16 protein-coding genes, 1 tRNA gene and 1 other RNA gene are annotated in these 15,370 nt (G+C 65.9%); 7 read left to right on the top strand and 11 right to left on the bottom strand.

Annotation, left to right across the window (positions count from 1 at the left end):
- Positions 1-83 precede the first annotated feature (83 nt).
- Positions 84-779 (bottom strand): cAMP-activated global transcriptional regulator CRP, encoded by a 696-nt coding sequence (gene crp / locus BMY90_RS04440; RefSeq protein WP_092701988.1) that lies wholly within the window; start codon positions 777-779, stop codon positions 84-86.
- 291 nt (positions 780-1,070) lie between these two features.
- On the opposite strand from crp, the gene speD reads away from it, so the two are divergent.
- On the top strand, positions 1,071-1,856 hold the full coding sequence (gene speD, locus BMY90_RS04445) for an adenosylmethionine decarboxylase (RefSeq protein WP_008216821.1): 786 nt from the start codon (positions 1,071-1,073) through the stop codon (positions 1,854-1,856).
- 132 nt (positions 1,857-1,988) lie between these two features.
- Here speD and coq7 read toward each other — a convergent pair whose 3' ends face one another.
- A complete protein-coding gene (gene coq7 / locus BMY90_RS04450) occupies positions 1,989-2,630 on the bottom strand; it encodes a 2-polyprenyl-3-methyl-6-methoxy-1,4-benzoquinone monooxygenase (RefSeq protein WP_037102572.1) in 642 nt (213 codons plus the stop codon).
- A 378-nt stretch (positions 2,631-3,008) separates the two neighbouring features.
- Here coq7 and rplM point away from each other — a divergent pair, with 378 nt between their 5' ends.
- The 4 genes from rplM (at position 3,009) to BMY90_RS04470 (ending at position 6,138) form a co-directional block, all read left to right on the top strand.
- Positions 3,009-3,437, top strand: coding sequence for a 50S ribosomal protein L13 (gene rplM / locus BMY90_RS04455; protein ID WP_008216823.1), 429 nt, complete (start codon positions 3,009-3,011; stop codon positions 3,435-3,437).
- A gap of 9 nt (positions 3,438-3,446) precedes the next feature.
- Complete coding sequence (rpsI, locus tag BMY90_RS04460; RefSeq protein WP_008216826.1) at positions 3,447-3,839, top strand: 30S ribosomal protein S9; 393 nt, start codon at positions 3,447-3,449, stop codon at positions 3,837-3,839.
- 12 nt (positions 3,840-3,851) lie between these two features.
- A tRNA-Gln gene (locus BMY90_RS04465) sits at positions 3,852-3,926 on the top strand.
- Positions 3,927-4,170: 244 nt separating this feature from the next.
- Positions 4,171-6,138, top strand: coding sequence for a chloride channel protein (locus BMY90_RS04470; RefSeq protein WP_092701990.1), 1,968 nt, complete (start codon positions 4,171-4,173; stop codon positions 6,136-6,138).
- A 104-nt stretch (positions 6,139-6,242) separates the two neighbouring features.
- Here BMY90_RS04470 and rpiA read toward each other — a convergent pair whose 3' ends face one another.
- The 6 genes from rpiA to BMY90_RS04500 all read right to left on the bottom strand — a co-directional run bounded on the left by rpiA (position 6,243) and on the right by BMY90_RS04500 (position 8,820).
- Positions 6,243-6,884, bottom strand: coding sequence for a ribose-5-phosphate isomerase RpiA (gene rpiA, locus BMY90_RS04475; protein WP_008216830.1), 642 nt, complete (start codon positions 6,882-6,884; stop codon positions 6,243-6,245).
- A gap of 31 nt (positions 6,885-6,915) precedes the next feature.
- Positions 6,916-7,368 carry an EVE domain-containing protein gene (locus BMY90_RS04480; protein ID WP_008216832.1) on the bottom strand — a complete coding sequence of 151 codons (453 nt, stop codon included), beginning with the start codon at positions 7,366-7,368 and terminating at the stop codon, positions 6,916-6,918.
- Positions 7,365-7,979 carry a 5-formyltetrahydrofolate cyclo-ligase gene (locus BMY90_RS04485; RefSeq protein WP_092701992.1) on the bottom strand — a complete coding sequence of 205 codons (615 nt, stop codon included), beginning with the start codon at positions 7,977-7,979 and terminating at the stop codon, positions 7,365-7,367. The genes BMY90_RS04480 and BMY90_RS04485 overlap by 4 nt, the downstream gene beginning before the upstream one ends.
- Before the next feature lie 102 nt (positions 7,980-8,081).
- Positions 8,082-8,270, bottom strand: a non-coding RNA gene (gene ssrS, locus BMY90_RS04490) — 6S RNA.
- A gap of 6 nt (positions 8,271-8,276) precedes the next feature.
- Complete coding sequence (locus tag BMY90_RS04495; protein WP_008213635.1) at positions 8,277-8,603, bottom strand: cell division protein ZapA; 327 nt, start codon at positions 8,601-8,603, stop codon at positions 8,277-8,279.
- Positions 8,596-8,820 (bottom strand): TIGR02449 family protein, encoded by a 225-nt coding sequence (locus tag BMY90_RS04500; RefSeq protein WP_008213636.1) that lies wholly within the window; start codon positions 8,818-8,820, stop codon positions 8,596-8,598. The genes BMY90_RS04495 and BMY90_RS04500 overlap by 8 nt, the downstream gene beginning before the upstream one ends.
- A gap of 167 nt (positions 8,821-8,987) precedes the next feature.
- Here BMY90_RS04500 and BMY90_RS04505 point away from each other — a divergent pair, with 167 nt between their 5' ends.
- Together BMY90_RS04505 and BMY90_RS04510 are read left to right on the top strand one after the other, a co-directional pair.
- Positions 8,988-9,554: a UPF0149 family protein gene (locus tag BMY90_RS04505; protein WP_008213637.1), complete on the top strand. Its 567-nt coding sequence runs from the start codon at positions 8,988-8,990 to the stop codon at positions 9,552-9,554.
- Positions 9,509-10,861: an aminopeptidase P N-terminal domain-containing protein gene (locus BMY90_RS04510; RefSeq protein ID WP_092701994.1), complete on the top strand. Its 1,353-nt coding sequence runs from the start codon at positions 9,509-9,511 to the stop codon at positions 10,859-10,861. The genes BMY90_RS04505 and BMY90_RS04510 overlap by 46 nt, the downstream gene beginning before the upstream one ends.
- 178 nt (positions 10,862-11,039) lie before the next feature.
- Here BMY90_RS04510 and pepQ read toward each other — a convergent pair whose 3' ends face one another.
- The 3 genes from pepQ to BMY90_RS04525 form a co-directional block, all read right to left on the bottom strand.
- Positions 11,040-12,356 (bottom strand): Xaa-Pro dipeptidase, encoded by a 1,317-nt coding sequence (gene pepQ, locus BMY90_RS04515; RefSeq protein WP_092701996.1) that lies wholly within the window; start codon positions 12,354-12,356, stop codon positions 11,040-11,042.
- A 74-nt stretch (positions 12,357-12,430) separates the two neighbouring features.
- Positions 12,431-12,778, bottom strand: coding sequence for a PilZ domain-containing protein (locus tag BMY90_RS04520; RefSeq protein ID WP_008213641.1), 348 nt, complete (start codon positions 12,776-12,778; stop codon positions 12,431-12,433).
- Positions 12,775-15,282, bottom strand: coding sequence for a DUF1631 family protein (locus tag BMY90_RS04525; protein ID WP_092701998.1), 2,508 nt, complete (start codon positions 15,280-15,282; stop codon positions 12,775-12,777). The genes BMY90_RS04520 and BMY90_RS04525 overlap by 4 nt, the downstream gene beginning before the upstream one ends.
- Positions 15,283-15,370: the final 88 nt, after the last annotated feature.

Below are 15,370 nucleotides of genomic sequence, written 5' to 3' on the forward strand. Positions count from 1 at the left end.
TTTCGCCGCACGCGGATGGCTGGCCTGCGTGTGACGAAGTGGGCGTGACGCGCGATGGGCGGGGGTGGTGCCGCCCGCTTTCCTCAGCGGGTGCCGCGCACCACGATGGTCTTGCCGGAGACGTCGATCATGCGCTGCTCCTCCAACTGCTTGAGCACGCGGCCGACCATTTCGCGCGAACAACCCACGATGCGGCTCACTTCCTGGCGCGAGATGCGAATCTGGGTGCCGTCGGGGTGGGTCATCGCGTCCGGCTCCTGGCACAGGTCCAGCAGGGTGCGCGAGATGCGGTTGGTGACGTCCATGAAGGCCATGCGGCTGACCTGGCGCGAGGTGCGCAACAGGCGGTTGGTGAGCTGCGAGCCGATCGCGAACAGGATCTTCGGGCATTCCTCGCGCAGCGGACCTTCCATCAGCTGGAACAGGCGTTCATAGCTGATCTCGGCCATTTCGCAGGGGGTGCGGGTGCGCACCACCGATTCGCGCTGGGCCTGCTCCACGAACAAGCCCATCTCGCCGATGAACTGGCCGCGGCTGAGGTAGGCCAGGATCAGTTCGCGGCCCTGTTCGTCCTCGGTGCAGACCGCAAGCGAGCCGTCGATGATGTAGTAAAGCGTGTTGGCGGGGTCGCCGGGGCGGATGATGGCCGTCTTGCCCGGATAACGCCGGCGGTGGCACAAGGCCAGGAAGCGTTCCATCGAAGCCGGGTCCGGTGCGAAACCGAGCGGCGCCTGGGAACGTTCGAAGGCCTGCTGGAGTTGGTATTTGAGTTGCGCCACGTGCTCTTTCCCCCAAAAAAATGTCTCAAGGGCCGCCGATGAACGGTGGCCGCGTCTGTGTTGTGCGGGTCCCTTGCAACCGGCCCATTATGGCAAACGCAGGCAAAACGGCGCAGGTTCAATTTTTCTCCGCTTTCCATCATACTTTGCAGTTCTGCGGTCGGGTGAGAACTCGCGCGGACTATCAAGTGGACACGAAAGATAAGGGTCTTTCGTGCCATGTTTCCAGCGGGGACCCTTGCTGCTAACCCGCCTCGTCTGCTGACCGCACCCCGGTCATGGAGAGTCGCCGTGGTCAAGCCACTTCCCCGTCTGCGCCTGCAGGGTTTCAACAACCTCACCAAGGCGCTCAGCTTCAACATCTACGACATCTGCTATGCGGTGTCCGAAGAACAGCGCCAGCGCTACATCGAGTACATCGATGAACAGTACGACGCCGATCGGCTGACCCAGATCCTCACCGACGTGGCCGAGATCATCGGCGCGAACATCCTGAACGTGGCCCGCCAGGACTACGACCCGCAGGGTGCCTCGGTGACCATGCTGATCTCCGAGGAACCGGTGGTCGAGAAGCTCGGTCGCGATTCGATCGCCGGGGCTGTGGTGGCGCACATGGACAAGAGCCACATCACCGTCCATACCTATCCGGAGACGCACCCGCACAACGGCATCGCCACCTTCCGCGCGGACATCGACGTGGCCACCTGCGGCGTGATCTCGCCGCTGAAGGCATTGAACTACCTGATCGACAGCTTCGAGTCGGACATCGTGGTGTGCGACTACCGCGTGCGCGGCTTCACCCGCGACGTGAAGGGCAAGAAGCACTTCATCGACCACAAGATCAATTCGGTACAGGATTACCTGGCACGCCACATCAAGCAGAAGTACGAGATGTTCGACGTGAACGTGTACCAGGAGAACATGTTCCACACCAAGATGCACATCAAGGACTTCGACCTCGACACCTACCTGTTCGAGGCCCATGCCGACGACCTCTCGTTCAAGGAGCGCCAGCGCATCGAGTCGCTGCTGCGACGCGAGATCGAGGAACTGTTCCACGGCCGCAACCTGATGTGACGAAAAACCCGCCGCGAGGCGCGGTTTTTTCTTTGGGCATGGTACCCGCCGATCTTCTCCCTCTCCCCTTTGGGGAGAGGGCCGGGGTGGGGGGCGGGTGCTCGTGAAAGCTTTGGCTGAACCAGACCCCCGTCAGACCCGGTACGCCACCGTCTTCATCACCATCGAGCTGGCGTGCATCAGTTGCGGGATCGGGAACGGCAGGTCGATGCCGCCGCGGGCCTGGGCGTTCTGGGCATGGCGCACCTCGTCGGCCTGCATTTGCCGCAGCACCGCGCGCGAGCGCTCGTCCTGCGCGGGCAGGCGGTCCAGGTGCTCGGCCAGATGGGCTTCCACCTGGTGTTCGGTCTCCACCACGAAACCCAGGCTCACCGCGTCACCGGCCAGTGCGGCCAGCGCGCCGATCGCGTAGCTGCCGGCATACCACAGTGGGTTGAACAGGCTGGGGCGGCTATCCAGCTCCTTCAGTCGCTCGGAGCACCAGGCGAGGTGGTCGGTCTCCTCGTCGGCAGCCTCGCGCAGGTGAACGCGGTTCTCCTCGCGCCGGGCCAGTGCGGCCTGACCGTCATACAGGGCCTGGGCACAGACTTCGCCGGTATGGTTGATGCGCATCAGGCCGGCGGCATGGCGGCGTTCGGCGTCATCCAGATCGGCACTGGCGATGGTGGCGCCGGGTGACGGGCGGTTGCCCTGTGGCGTGCCGGCGACCGTTTCCAGGGCGCGTTCGAGGCCGCTCAGCAGGCGGTCCAGTGGGGTCAGGGTACGTGCAGTCATCACGTCGCTCCGGTAGTTCGAATAATTGGGCCGGCAGCCGTCGGCGAAGGTCGCTGTGCCGGTTGTCCATGCCGATCGGGTACAGGCGGCAGCCCATGATAGGACGACAGCTGCCCATGGGCGGCCAGCGCCATGATGTCGTTGCATGGCATCGGCTGGGACGGGCCGGCCGGCCGGGTGTGCGCTGCCCATGGCCGGTCGGAACGGAAATGTGGGTGGGGGTATTCTCAAGCGGCCGGTCGTTCATGCTATCATTGCCAGCTCGCAACCCGCCGAGTTCGGGCTTGCGCGATGGATGAAAGCTCAGCTATCATCTCGCGCCTTTGCTCCACACGATTCCGCTAACCGCCCTAGTGGCGGCAGATCAGGTATTCCGAAATGAAAACGTTCAGCGCCAAGCCGGAAAGCGTCAAGCGCGACTGGTTCGTGGTTGATGCCACGAACAAGACGCTCGGCCGTCTGTCGACCGAGATTGCTCGTCGCCTGCGCGGCAAGCACAAGCCGGAGTTCACCCCGCACGTCGACACCGGCGATTACATCGTCGTGATCAACGCCGACAAGGTGGCCGTCACCGGTGCCAAGCTGGACGACAAGATGTACCACCGCTTCACCGGCTATGTCGGCAACCTGAAGACCATGAGTCTGCGGGACCTGCTGGCTACCCATCCGGAGCGCGTCATCGAGATCGCCGTCAAGGGCATGTTGCCGAAGAACCCGCTGGGCCGCGCGATGTACCGCAAGCTCAAGGTGTACGGCGGCGCCGAACATCCGCATACCGCCCAGCAGCCGCAGGCGCTGGAGATCTAAGGAATCATCATGGCAATCCAGCAGAATTACGGCACTGGCCGCCGCAAGTCCTCCGCCGCCCGCGTGTTCCTGCGCAAGGGCAGTGGTGCGATCGTGGTCAACGGCAAGAGCCTCGAGCAGTTCTTCGGTCGCGAGACCTCGTGCATGATCGTGCGCCAGCCGCTTGAGCTGACCGAGAACATGGACAAGTTCGACATCATGGTCACCGTCAGCGGTGGCGGCATCACCGGCCAGGCCGGCGCGATCCGCCTGGGCATCGCCCGCGCCCTGATCGAGTACGACGAATCGCTGAAGTCGCCGCTGCGCAAGGCCGGTTTCGTGACCCGCGACGCTCGTGAAGTCGAGCGCAAGAAGGTCGGTCTGCACAAGGCACGTCGCGCCACGCAGTTCTCGAAGCGCTAAACTCAGCTTCATAGCCCCGTCGCCAAGCGGTAAGGCACCTGACTCTGACTCAGGCATTCGGAGGTTCGAATCCTTCCGGGGCTGCCAAACCCAAGTCGATAGCGTGATTCCGGTCGCGCCATCGCCCGAAAACCCGCCGCATGGCGGGTTTTCGCGTTTCCGGCATGGCGACACGAAAGAGCGCTCTGCGAGGTTCGGATGATGGACGTGGGGCGATGCGCGCCGATCACCGGAAATCGCAGAATATTACGGCGTTATTTGCGTTTTGATCCCTTCGGTTTTGCACTGCAACAGCGTAAAATTCCCGTTTTTACCCTCCTGTGATGATTCCATGACGCCAGCAACTGACGAACCCGTCGGGCACGCAGACGTGCGTACTGTCGGCAGCACCGACGCGCTCCCTATCGCCCCGGCCCTGGGCCTGTCCCTGGACGCGGCGAGCATGCCGCGCAAATCGACCCTGGTGACGCGCCGAATTCTGTTGATCAGCGTGCTGGCCGTGATTCTTGGCGTGGCGGCGGCTTACGTGGCACAGCTGCTGATGCTGTTGATCAACCTGATCACCGACCTGTGCTTTTATGGCCGTGTTTCGGATGTGATCGGGCCCACGGCGCACAAGGGTTCCTTCGTGTTGTCGCCGGCCGGGAATCATCTTGGCGTCTGGGTCATCCTGATCCCGGTGATTGGCGGCCTGCTTGCCGGTATCATGGCTCGCTGGGGTTCCCGTGCGATCCAGGGCCACGGCATTCCCGAGGCGATGGAGCAGATCCTTACCAACGAATCCAACATTCCGGCCCGCATCACCTGGCTGAAGCCGCTGTCTTCGGCGTTTGCGATCGGTACCGGCGGCCCGTTCGGCGCGGAAGGTCCGATCATTTCCACCGGCGGCGCCCTGGGTTCGCTGATCGGCCAGTTGCTGCGGGTGACGGCGAACGAGCGCAAGGTGTTGCTGGCGGCGGGTGCCGCGGCAGGCATGGCGGCGGTGTTCGGCGCGCCGGTGGCCTCGCTGGTGCTGGCCGTGGAACTGCTGTTGTTCGAGCTGCGCCCGCGTTCGCTGATTCCGGTGGCGTTGGCCACGGTGACCGCGGTGGGCGTGCGCTATGCCACGTATGGCGCGGCGCCGGTGTTTCCGATGCCGAGCGTGTTGCAACCGGGCGGAATGGCGCTGATCGGCTTCGTGCTGATCGGCGGCCTGGTCGGTTATGCGTCGGTGTGGGTGACCAAGGCGGTGTACGGCGTCGAGGACATGTTCGAAAAGCTGCCGATCCACTGGATGTGGTGGCCGGCGCTTGGCGCCTTGGTGGCGGGCGTCGTTGGCTGGATCGAGCCGCACACCCTGGGCGTGGGTTACGACAACATCGACGCGCTGGTGCAGGGGCATTGGGGCCTGACCATGCTGCTCACGTTCGGTGCGCTGAAGTTCATCTCGTGGGTGATTGCGCTGGGCAGCGGCACCTCCGGCGGTACGCTGGCGCCGTTGTTCATGATCGGCGGTTCGATGGGCGCCGCGATCGGCATGGGCATCAACCATTTCATGCCGGCGGCCGACATCGATCCGCGCATCGCGGCACTGGTAGGCATGGCGGCAATCTTCGCGGGTTCTTCGCGCGCACTGCTGACGGCGGTGGTGTTCGCCTTCGAAACCACGCGCCAGCCGGCGTGCCTGCTGCCCCTGCTGGGTGGTTGCACGGCGGCCTACCTGATCTCGGCGTTGATCATGCGCAACACCATCATGACCGAGAAAATCGCCCGTCGCGGCGTGCGCGTGCCCTCCGAATACGCGGCCGATTATCTGGATCAGGTAGCGGTGGGCGAGGTGTGCTCGCGTAACGTGGTGTCGCTGAAGGCCAACCAGACCCTGGCGGAAGTGCGCCCGTGGCTGAACGAGAGCGGGGAAGATACGCGCCACCAGGGTTTCCCGGTGGTGGACGAAGCCGGGCACGTGTGCGGTGTACTTACCCGGCGCACCCTGCTCGATCCGCAGTGGCATTACACCCACACCTTGGCCGAGCTGGTGACGCGCAAGCCGATTGCGGTGAATGAAGCGCATTCCCTGCGCGAGGCAGCCGATCACATGGTGGCCGAAAAGGTGGGCCGGCTGATCGTGGTGAGCAAGGATGATCCGCACAAGCTGGTGGGCATTCTCACCCGTGGCGACATCCTGGCCTCGCACGCGCAGCGCCTGCGCGAGGCACGCGAATCGTCACGGCATCTGAAATTGCGCCAAGGCTTCAAGCCGCAACCGCGCAGCGGCAACACGATGGATGGCCACGGCCACGGGCGTGGTTCAGGCCGCTAAGCCGCTAGCGAGGAAGCAGGCCACAAAAAAACCGCCGGACAGGCGGTTTTTTTGTGGAGTCGGGATGGCGCACATGGAGCCAATGACGGGCGTCCGTCAAAAGCTCACATTTCCTGGCTGCCCATCAGCACCACGTCGGCCGGGCGCCGTGCGAACAGACCCACGGTGACGATGCCGGGCAACTGGTTCAGCTGCTTTTCCAGCGCCACCGGATCGGTGATGCGCCAGCCGTGCACGTCGATGATCCAGTTGCCGTTGTCGGTGACCACGCCGTCGCGCCACACCGGCTGGCCGCCCAGCTTGACGATTTCGCGGCCGACCAGGCTGCGCGCCATCGGGATCACCTCGATCGGCAGCGGGAACGTGCCCAGCACGTCCACGCGCTTGCTCGAATCGATGATGCAGATGAATTTCTGCGACGCTTCGGCGACGATCTTCTCGCGGGTCAGCGCAGCGCCGCCGCCCTTGATCAGGCGCTTGTGCGGGTCGCATTCGTCGGCGCCATCGATGTAGATCGACAGCGGGCCGGCGGTGTTGAGGTCGAGCACCGGGATGCCGTGCTTCTTCAGTTGCGCGGACGACTGTTCGGAGCTGGACACCGCACCCTGGATGCGGTCCTTCAGGTCTGCCAGTGCATCGATGAAGAAGGCGACGGTGGAGCCGGTGCCGACGCCCACGATGGCGCCGTCCTCCACGTAGCGGATGGCGGCTTCGCCGGCCTGGCGTTTCTCGTTGGCATTGCTCATCGGGTGATTCCGGCAGTCATGAAAAGGGAGCTCATTCCAGCGCCAGGATGGTGCGCCAGTCTTCGGCATCGACCGGCATCACCGACAGGCGGTTGCCCTTGCGCACCAGCGCCATCCCGGACAAGGCCGGCAGTGCCTGCATTTCCTTCAGCGTGATGGTGCGCTTGAGCTTGCGCACGAAGGCCACGTCCACCAGCACCCAGCGCGGATTGTCGCGCGAGCTGGCGGCATCGAAGTGCCCGTTCTTCGGATCGAACTGGGTCGGGTCAGGGTAGGCGTCGGTGGCGATCCTGGCGATGCCGACGATGCCCGGTTCGGCGCAGTTGGAATGGTAGAAAAAAACCTGATCACCCACACGCATGCCGTCGCGCATGAAATTGCGCGCCTGGTAGTTGCGCACGCCGTCCCATGGTTCCCGTTTCTTGCGCTTCAGGTCGTCGATGGAGAAGGCGTCCGGCTCGGACTTCATCAGCCAGTGATTCATGCAGGCGTTCCGTGGTCGGTGGCGTGACAGTCGATCAGTTCGCGATCGGTGGCCACGTAATCCAGCGGGATGTCCCAGGATTCGGCGTCGATCGCGTCCATTTCCTGGAAAGCATAGGCGATGCCGACCAATAGCGGTTCGGTGGGGCGGGCCTGGTCGCCGAGGAAGGCGAAGCTGCGGTCGTAATAGCCGCCGCCGTAGCCGAGCCGATGGCCACGGCGATCGAACGCCAGCAGCGGCACCAGCACCAGGTCGAGCTGGAACGCGGCGAACCATTCGTGCGGCGTCACCGGTTCGGGAATGCCGTAGCGGTTCGGCTCCACCGGGTCGCCGGCACGCCACGGCGCGAAACGCAGTTCGCGTTCGCGCCCGATCATCGGCAGCAGGAATTGCTGGCCGCGTTCAGCCAGTGGAGGAATGGCGAGGTTCAGCGGCAGCTCGCCGTCAGTGGCCCAGTAGCCGGCCACGCGGGCGTCGGTGTGGAACTCGGGCAGCTGCTCCAGGCTGCGCCGCAGGCCCTGAGCGGCCGCCATGCGCTGCGGGGGCGTCAGTGCGCGCCGGCGCGCGGCCAGCTGCTGGCGGATTTCGCGGCGTTCGGCGGGGGCGTCCACGGTGGCGCGGCTCCTGGAAGAAAGCGCGTCCGGCGGACGTCGCGGCAGGCGGCCCGTGACCGGTGATCGCCTTGCAAGCGGCCACCGGACGGAGAAAGAGGTGGCGTCGACCGCGATGCCGCTGCCCACCAAACGACCTTGATCCACGATGGATCAGGTGGGAGGGCGTTCAGGGTCTCGAGGCTTTCCGCACGTGGCGGACATGCACAACAACCGATGAAGCGCCGACCCGGGGCCGTATTTAGGAACAAGGCAAATGTAAGAGTGTGCTGGCGCACACCGCAGAGACGCCGGGGCCTATTTTAGTAGCGGCTCGGCTTGCGCGTCGAGTGCCGCTTCCAGCTTGCGGCGCAATGCGACGATGGCGTCAGTCACGTTGTGGTCATTCCCGTCGTGCTGCTTGCGCAGGGCCAGGTATTCGTGGGTGACGCTGATCGCGGCCAGCACGGCCAACCGGTCGAAGCCGGGCGCCTTGGCGTTGGCGCGCAGTTCGCGCATCTTGCGGTCGAGATAGCTGGCCGCATCCAACAGGCCCTCGCGCTCATCCGGCGCGCAGGCGATCAGGAATTCGCGGTCGATCAGGCGCAGCGCGACCGGTTCGCTGGTATTTGTCGTCTCAGCCATTGCTTTCGAGCGCCTTCAGTCGCTGGATCATCGCCTCGACGCGGCCGCGCGCCTGCTCGTTGCGGGCCATCAGCCCGGCGCGCTCGTTGGCCAGTTGTTCCTGGCTGTGGCGCAGGCTGCGGTTTTCCTCGTGGAGTCGTCGCACGATGTCCAGCATGCGATCGAGCTGCTGGCTCAGTGCGGCGACCTCGTGCTGAATGGAATCGGGCGTGCTCATGCGTCGAACTATATCAGCACGCGCTGCGAAATCTGCGGGGCATATCGCGTTTGCCCGGCCAGCGCGTGGTGCGTGCGCCGGCACCCGGCAGCGGGCCCGGAAAAGTCCGTCGACCGCCGCGGGTGCGCTGTTAGACTGGCGCCCTGTATGCCTTTGGGAGTGCCGCGATGACCGTCGATGAACCGATCGGCCATGACGAACTGGACGGCGTGTGTGCACGCCTGCGTCTGGCCATTGCGGCCAGCGAATTGCATGGCTCGCTGTGCGGCTTTCTTGCCGGCGGCGGCCACCTGGATGGCACGTCGCTGCTGACTGCCCTGCATCTGGACGGCGAGGAAACCACGCCTTCGACGGCCGACCAATCCGTACTCGAACGGGTGGCACGGCAAAGCGCGAATGAACTGGCCGACCCCGAGCTGGGGTTCGAGCCGCTGCTGCCGCCGGACGACCGCCCCTTGCCTGAACGTGCCGATGCGCTGGGCGACTGGTGTCGCGGTTTCCTCGGCGGCTTCGGGCTGGCCGGTGCCGGCACGCACGCGAAATTGTCGGAGGAGGCGCAGGAGATCCTGCGCGACCTCGGCACGCTGGCCGGCGCCGCGTTCGATTTCGGTGACGAAGGCGAGGACGAGGATTCGCTGATCGAATTGCACGAATTCGTGCGCATGGCCGCGATGTTGCTGCACGCCGAATGCGCGGGTGGCCGCAATCGCCCCACCGGCGACACCGTGCATTGAGCATCGCCGCGGCCGAGTTTGCGCGTCGCCGGCGCCAGTTGATGAAGATGGCTGGCGACGACGCGGCCTTGCTGATCGCCGCCGCGCCCGAACGCATGCGCAACGCCGATGCGGCATGGCCGTACCGGCAGGATTCGGATTTCCACTACCTGGCCGGTTTCCCGGAGACCGACGCGGTGCTGGCGCTGCTGCCCGGGCGCAAGCACGGCGAGGTGGTGCTGTTCTGCCGCGAGCGTGACGCCGAGCGCGAGCGTTGGCACGGCGAGATCACCGGTACCGAGCGCGCCGTCGCCGATTTCGGCATGGACGACGCGTTCCCGATCGACGATATCGACGACATCCTGCCCGGCATGATCGAGGGCAGGGCGCGCGTGTATTGCCACTTCGGTCGCGAGCCCGCGTTCGACGCCCAACTGATGGGCTGGATGCGGCGCCTGCGCCAATTGCGCGGTGGTGGCGTGGCGCCCAAGGAATTCGTGGCGCTGGGCCATCTGCTGCACGACCTGCGCCTGTACAAATCGCGCGACGAATTGCGCCTGATGCGCACGGCCGCTGCCGTGGCCGCCGAGGCGCACCTGGCCGCGATGCGCACCGCGTTGCCCGGCCGTTACGAATACGAAGTGGAAGCGGAGATTTTGCACACGATTCGCCGTCACGGCGCGGTGCCTTCGTTCCCGCCCATCGTGGCCGGAGGCGCGCGTGCCTGCACCATGCATTACACCGCCAATCGCGCGCCGCTGGCCGATGGCGAGCTGTTGCTGATCGACGCCGGCGCCGAGGTGGATTGCTACGCCTCCGATATCAGCCGCACGTTCCCCGTGGGTGGTCGCTACAGCCGTGAGCAGCGCGCGCTGTACGAGGTGGTGCTCACCGCCCAGCTTGCCGCGATCGACGAGGTTCGGCCGGGCAATCCGTTCGATGCCGCGCATCACGTCGCGATACGCGTGATTGCCGAAGGGCTGTGCGCGCTGGGGCTGCTCGACGGCGATGCCGACAGCGCGATTGCCGAAGGAAGCTACAAGCGTTTCTTCCCCAGCAAGACCGGCCACTGGCTGGGCCTGGACGTGCACGACGTGGGCGACTACCGCATCGACGGCGAGCCGCGCCTGCTGGAACCGGGCATGGTGGTGACGGTGGAGCCGGGCATCTATGTGCCGCCGGACGAGACGGGAGTACCCGAGCGCTGGCGCGGCATCGGCATCCGCATCGAGGACGACGTGGCGGTGACGCGCGACGGCCACGAGGTGCTGTCCGCCGGCGTACCAAAGGATCCTGGCGAAATCGAGGCGCTGCTGGCCGGGCGTTGAGGCGCGGCGGCCTGTCCTTTCGAGCCCCTTCTCCTTGCCGCCTTGGGTGTCCGTTTCAGCTGAGACGGTGCCGGCCGGTGGGTGGGTCCGGGAACGGATGGAGCGAGTGCGTCGAACACCGGCGCAGGCCCGGATCCTCTCCCTTCGAGGGGAGAGGATTTTTCACCAGCGTACGGAGTTACACCTGCGCAAACGCGTCCCGCGTGAGATTTTCCGGCTCGCCGTCGGTGCACACCACTTCGTCTTCGATGCGGATGCCGCCGTATTGGCGGAAGTGGTCGACCTTGGTCCAGTCGATATCGGCGGCGACGGGTTTGTCTTTCAGTTCGGCCAGCAGCATGTCGATGAAGTACAGGCCCGGCTCGATCGTCACGACCATGCCCGGTTCCAGGGTACGGGTCAGGCGCAGGTACGGGTGGCCGTCGGGTTGCGCGACGGTGCCGCCGCGCTCGCTTTGCTGGAAGCCGGCGACGTCGTGGGTCTGCACGCCGATCGAGTGGCCAAGGCCATGTGGGAAGAATGCGGTGGTGACACCGGATTCCACCGCGCTTTCCGCGCTCATGCGGATAAAACCGTGTTCGCGCAGGATGCCGGCCAATACGTGGTGGGCATGGATGTGCAGTTCAGGGTAGCTCTGGCCGGCGCGCACTTTCGCCGCATAAGTCTGCTGGGCGGCGTCCATGCTGTCGATCAGCGCCTGGAATTCGCCCGCATCCGGCATCGCGTAGGTCCGGGTGATGTCGCAACCGTAGCCGGCGGCACTGGCACCGGCGTCGATCAGGAACGAGCGATTCCGGGCGGGCGGCGTGCGGTCGAAATGCATGTAATGCAGCACGGCGCCGTGTTCGTTCAATGCCACGATGCTGGCGTACGGCAGTTCGGCATCGATCTGCCGCGCGGCAGCGAGGTAGGCCATGTGGATGCCGAACTCGCTTTCGCCGGCGCGAAAAGCCGCCGCGGCGGCGCGGTGCGCGCGGGTGCCGATGCGGTTGGCCTCGCGCATCAGTTCCAGTTCGTAGGGTGTCTTGTAGCTGCGGTGCCAGTGCAGATAGTCGACCACGGCCTGCGGATTGTTCGCCTCCACGTCGCGGGTGGCGGGGCAGGTGGGTGCGATCACCGCGCGCTTGCCGGCTGGCAACTGCGCCACGGCTTCCGTCGCATTGCGCACGGTGACGATGTCGAAATGCTCCACCCAGTAGCCTTGCGGCGCCTCGGGCACTACGTGCCAGTAGTCGCGCGGCTGCACGAACACCAGCTTCGGTTTCGCGCCGGGCGTGTAGACGATCCAGCTGCCCGGTGCGTCGGTCAGCGGCAGCCAGTGCTTGAAGTGCGGATTGACCGTGAACGGGTAGTCCTGGTCGTCAAGGAACTTGCGCAGCGGCAGCCCGGCGGCGATGACCAGATGGTCGAAGCCGCCCAGCGCCAATGCCTTGTCGGCGCGTTCGCAAAGGGTGGCCAGATGCTGGGAATAAAGCGGGGCGAGGTGGGCGTTCATGCGGACTCCTGACAGCAGCAGCCTGTCAGTGTAACGCGCCGGGCACAGGCGGCCGGCGACGTCGCTCGCTGGCGTCAGTGCTGCTGCAACCAGTGTTCCAGTCGCGTGGCATCGTTGCTCGTGATGGCGATGATGCGGTAGCCCGCCCAGACCTGCCCCGGGCTGGCCGCGGGTTCGTGCCACTGCGCCTGGATGCCGACCTCGATCGTGCTGGCACGCGCATCCGGGCCGGGTAGCGGCAGGCGCACCTGATAGACCGCGTCGCGACGTGGTGCGTGCGTGCCGATCAGCAGCAGGCCGGTGGCCGAGAGATTGCCGAGATGTCCCATGGGCTGGTCGCGGATCACGTCCATGACCGGTGCGCGGGAGCCGACCGGCTTGCGCGCCGCGCGGCGTTGTTCATTGCCGGGTGCAGTCGTCACGGGCGGGCTCCGGAGCGCGTGGGTCGCAGCAGGTTGCTGGTGAGCGAGTGCCAGGCGCGATCGAGCAGGCCGTCGCGTTGCGCGGGCATCTCGCGTACGCGACCGCTGGCCATGGCGCGGGCCAGCTCGCGCAGATTCATTTCCTCGCCGCGTTGACCGCGCCGGGTGACGAACAGGCTGTTGCCCGAGATCGGCGAGAACCAGGCCAGCTTCAGCGCGGTGGGCGCACCACCGGCCGGGTCGGCGAACTCGAACCAGCTGCCGAACGGCAGTTGGCGCAGGCGGTTGTGGATGCGTGCCTCCTGCGGACCCAGCGGTGGCTGCTCGGCCGTATCGTTGCCGCGACGACCTTCCTGGCTGCGCTGTTCGCCCAGCCGCTGGCGCTGCTTGAGGCGCAAGGCCAGATCGGTGGCGCTGGGCAGGTTGTCGGTGGTGGCGGCGAGCGTTGGATGCGGGATGGCGGAGGCCATGGGTGCCTGCGCCTGTACGACCGGCAGGGGTGCAGTGGCCTCGGGTGCCGGCGCAGGTGTGGGCATGGCGGCGGGCACGGTAGCCGTCTCGGATGACGTGATCGCTGGCGCTTTTTTCGAGGCCGCTTTGGTCACCGATGTTTTCCGGGCGACGGTCGGTGCTGGCGGAGCGTTGCTTGGTATCGGTGCGGTGGCATCGACCTGCGGGGCCGCCGCGGTGGGCGCCGGAACGGGGGTGCCGATCAGGCGTTGCGCCACCTGTTCGGCCTCCTCGGCGTGCATGCCGATCTGTTGCAAGCCGGCTTCCACTTCCTGTCGCAGCAGCGCCGGGTCGTCCACCGGCAACTGGCCCAGCAACTGATCGGTAATGCGCAGGCGCCATGCAAAGGTTTCGCTGTCCTCGCCGTGGCGCAGCAGGGTCAATGCGAGCACGTCGGACCACGCGCGTTCCAGCAGGGCGCGCAGCAGGCCGCGCGGCTGGGTTTTGGCAAAGCGTTCGCCCATCAGCTCGCTGGCGCGATGACGCGCCTGATCGAGTTTTTCGCGGCCTTGCATGGCCTCGATATGACGGCGCTCGGTGGTTTGTGCCTTGCGGTTGAGCTGGGCCAGATGATGTTCGATATCGGCCAGCAGGGTGGTGTACAAACCCGCGCTGGGCGGTTCGCGGCGGGCGCGTTCGACCAGTTGTTCCAACCGGGCCAGCAACGGGCCGTCGGTTTCGCCATCGGGGCCGTCGAGCCAGTCATTGGCGGCCTCGGCGACGGTGCTGAGCAGGCGTCGGCCGGGGTGTTCGCGCTGGTCGAAGAAATCGTGGTCGGTGACGGCCAGGCGCAGCATCGGCAGCTGCAGGTCGCCGAGCAGCGCACGTGCGTGCGGCCCCTGGTGCAGTTGCTGGCCGAGCTGTTCGAACAGCATCGCCACCAGTTCCACGGTGTCGTCCTGTTCGGCGCTCAGTTGCGTGGGTTCGGCGCCGAGCGGCTTGCCGGTATTGAGCTGCAGTACCAATTCCTCGCGCAGGCGCTGTGCACTGCGCAGTTCGCGGCTGGCCTTGTCGGTGACCTGGACCAGGTGTTGCTGCAAGGCGTCGAGCGCGACTTGCAATTCGTCCGCAGTGGCGGCGCGACCCTGTGCCGCGGCGCTGCTGTTGTGGGTGCGTCCGCGGGCGAGCAGGTCGCGCAAGGTTTCGAGGACCGCGATGGGTTCGTTGCTGGTGGCGCTGGTCGCGGCCGTAGCGGATGGCGCGACGGGGGCTTCGCTGGCGTGCACCGGTTCGTCCGTCGTTGCGGGAGCGGCGCGGCCGCTGCCGGCGTGTGCCGGGCCCGAACGTGCAACGGAGAAGGTTCGCAGTTGCGGCAGGATGCCGTCGTCGAGCAGGTGCGCGTTGAGGCTTTCGTAGAGTTTCCCGAGAGTGCCGGTCACCGTCTGCTCGAAGACCTGCAGCAACAGCAGGCGGTGCTCGATCGGCAGTTGCATCGGCTCGCTGGCCGTGCGCAAGGCGCGGGCCAGATTGGCCGGGCTGGGCGGCAGCGCGTCGCCTTCCAATGGCGGCATGGCCACCAGTACGGCGAAGCGGTAGCCGAGTTCGGACAGCAGCAGGCTGTTATGCCCCTCGCCGCGTGCGGCCAGCTTGTCCAGTGCGGTATTGAGCTCGTGTTCGTTGCGGTCAAGCAGTGACAGTGGCTGCAGCGGACCATCGTCGGCCGGCGGGGTGTCGGACTCGTCGAGGCGGGCGAAGCTGTCGCTCAGGTCTTCGATGAAGCGTTGCGCGAACGCGACACGTTGCTGGTCGAGTAGTGCCCGACTGTCGAAGCAGCGTTGCTGCTCCAGATGGTTGCGCGAGCGTTCGGCCTGCTGGTACAGGCTCTGGTCGAAAGCATCCAGGCAGCGTTTCAGCGGGGCACCGAGCCAGTCGGCAGACAGTGCGCAGGATTCCTCGATCAGCCGGCGTGCGCGCGGCGACCATGACTGGCGCGCAGGGCGCTGGCCAAAACTGGCCATCCCCGCGTGGCGTCGAAGCTGAGGTTCGACATCCATGACCCAATCCCCTGATTTTCCCGAGCGGATAGTGTATGACGGCCGAAGCCGGCGTGCCTATCAGGCCCGAACATCGTCAACTGGCCGG

It is taken from the genome of Rhodanobacter glycinis (genome assembly GCF_900114325.1).
Lineage (GTDB): Bacteria > Pseudomonadota > Gammaproteobacteria > Xanthomonadales > Rhodanobacteraceae > Rhodanobacter_A > Rhodanobacter_A glycinis.

What these genes read in the sequence shown, in the direction of transcription:
- coq7 (WP_037102572.1), bottom strand. Translation starts at nt 2,630, where the DNA reads ATGACTGCACGTACCCTGACCCCACTGGACCGCCTGCTGAGCGGCCTC.
- rplM (WP_008216823.1), top strand. Translation starts at nt 3,009, where the DNA reads ATGAAAACGTTCAGCGCCAAGCCGGAAAGCGTCAAGCGCGACTGGTTC.
- rpsI (WP_008216826.1), top strand. Translation starts at nt 3,447, where the DNA reads ATGGCAATCCAGCAGAATTACGGCACTGGCCGCCGCAAGTCCTCCGCC.
- BMY90_RS04470 (WP_092701990.1), top strand. Translation starts at nt 4,171, where the DNA reads ATGACGCCAGCAACTGACGAACCCGTCGGGCACGCAGACGTGCGTACT.
- rpiA (WP_008216830.1), bottom strand. Translation starts at nt 6,884, where the DNA reads ATGAGCAATGCCAACGAGAAACGCCAGGCCGGCGAAGCCGCCATCCGC.
- BMY90_RS04480 (WP_008216832.1), bottom strand. Translation starts at nt 7,368, where the DNA reads ATGAATCACTGGCTGATGAAGTCCGAGCCGGACGCCTTCTCCATCGAC.
- BMY90_RS04495 (WP_008213635.1), bottom strand. Translation starts at nt 8,603, where the DNA reads ATGGCTGAGACGACAAATACCAGCGAACCGGTCGCGCTGCGCCTGATC.
- BMY90_RS04500 (WP_008213636.1), bottom strand. Translation starts at nt 8,820, where the DNA reads ATGAGCACGCCCGATTCCATTCAGCACGAGGTCGCCGCACTGAGCCAG.
- BMY90_RS04505 (WP_008213637.1), top strand. Translation starts at nt 8,988, where the DNA reads ATGACCGTCGATGAACCGATCGGCCATGACGAACTGGACGGCGTGTGT.
- BMY90_RS04510 (WP_092701994.1), top strand. Translation starts at nt 9,509, where the DNA reads ATGCGCGGGTGGCCGCAATCGCCCCACCGGCGACACCGTGCATTGAGC.
- pepQ (WP_092701996.1), bottom strand. Translation starts at nt 12,356, where the DNA reads ATGAACGCCCACCTCGCCCCGCTTTATTCCCAGCATCTGGCCACCCTT.
- BMY90_RS04525 (WP_092701998.1), bottom strand. Translation starts at nt 15,282, where the DNA reads ATGGATGTCGAACCTCAGCTTCGACGCCACGCGGGGATGGCCAGTTTT.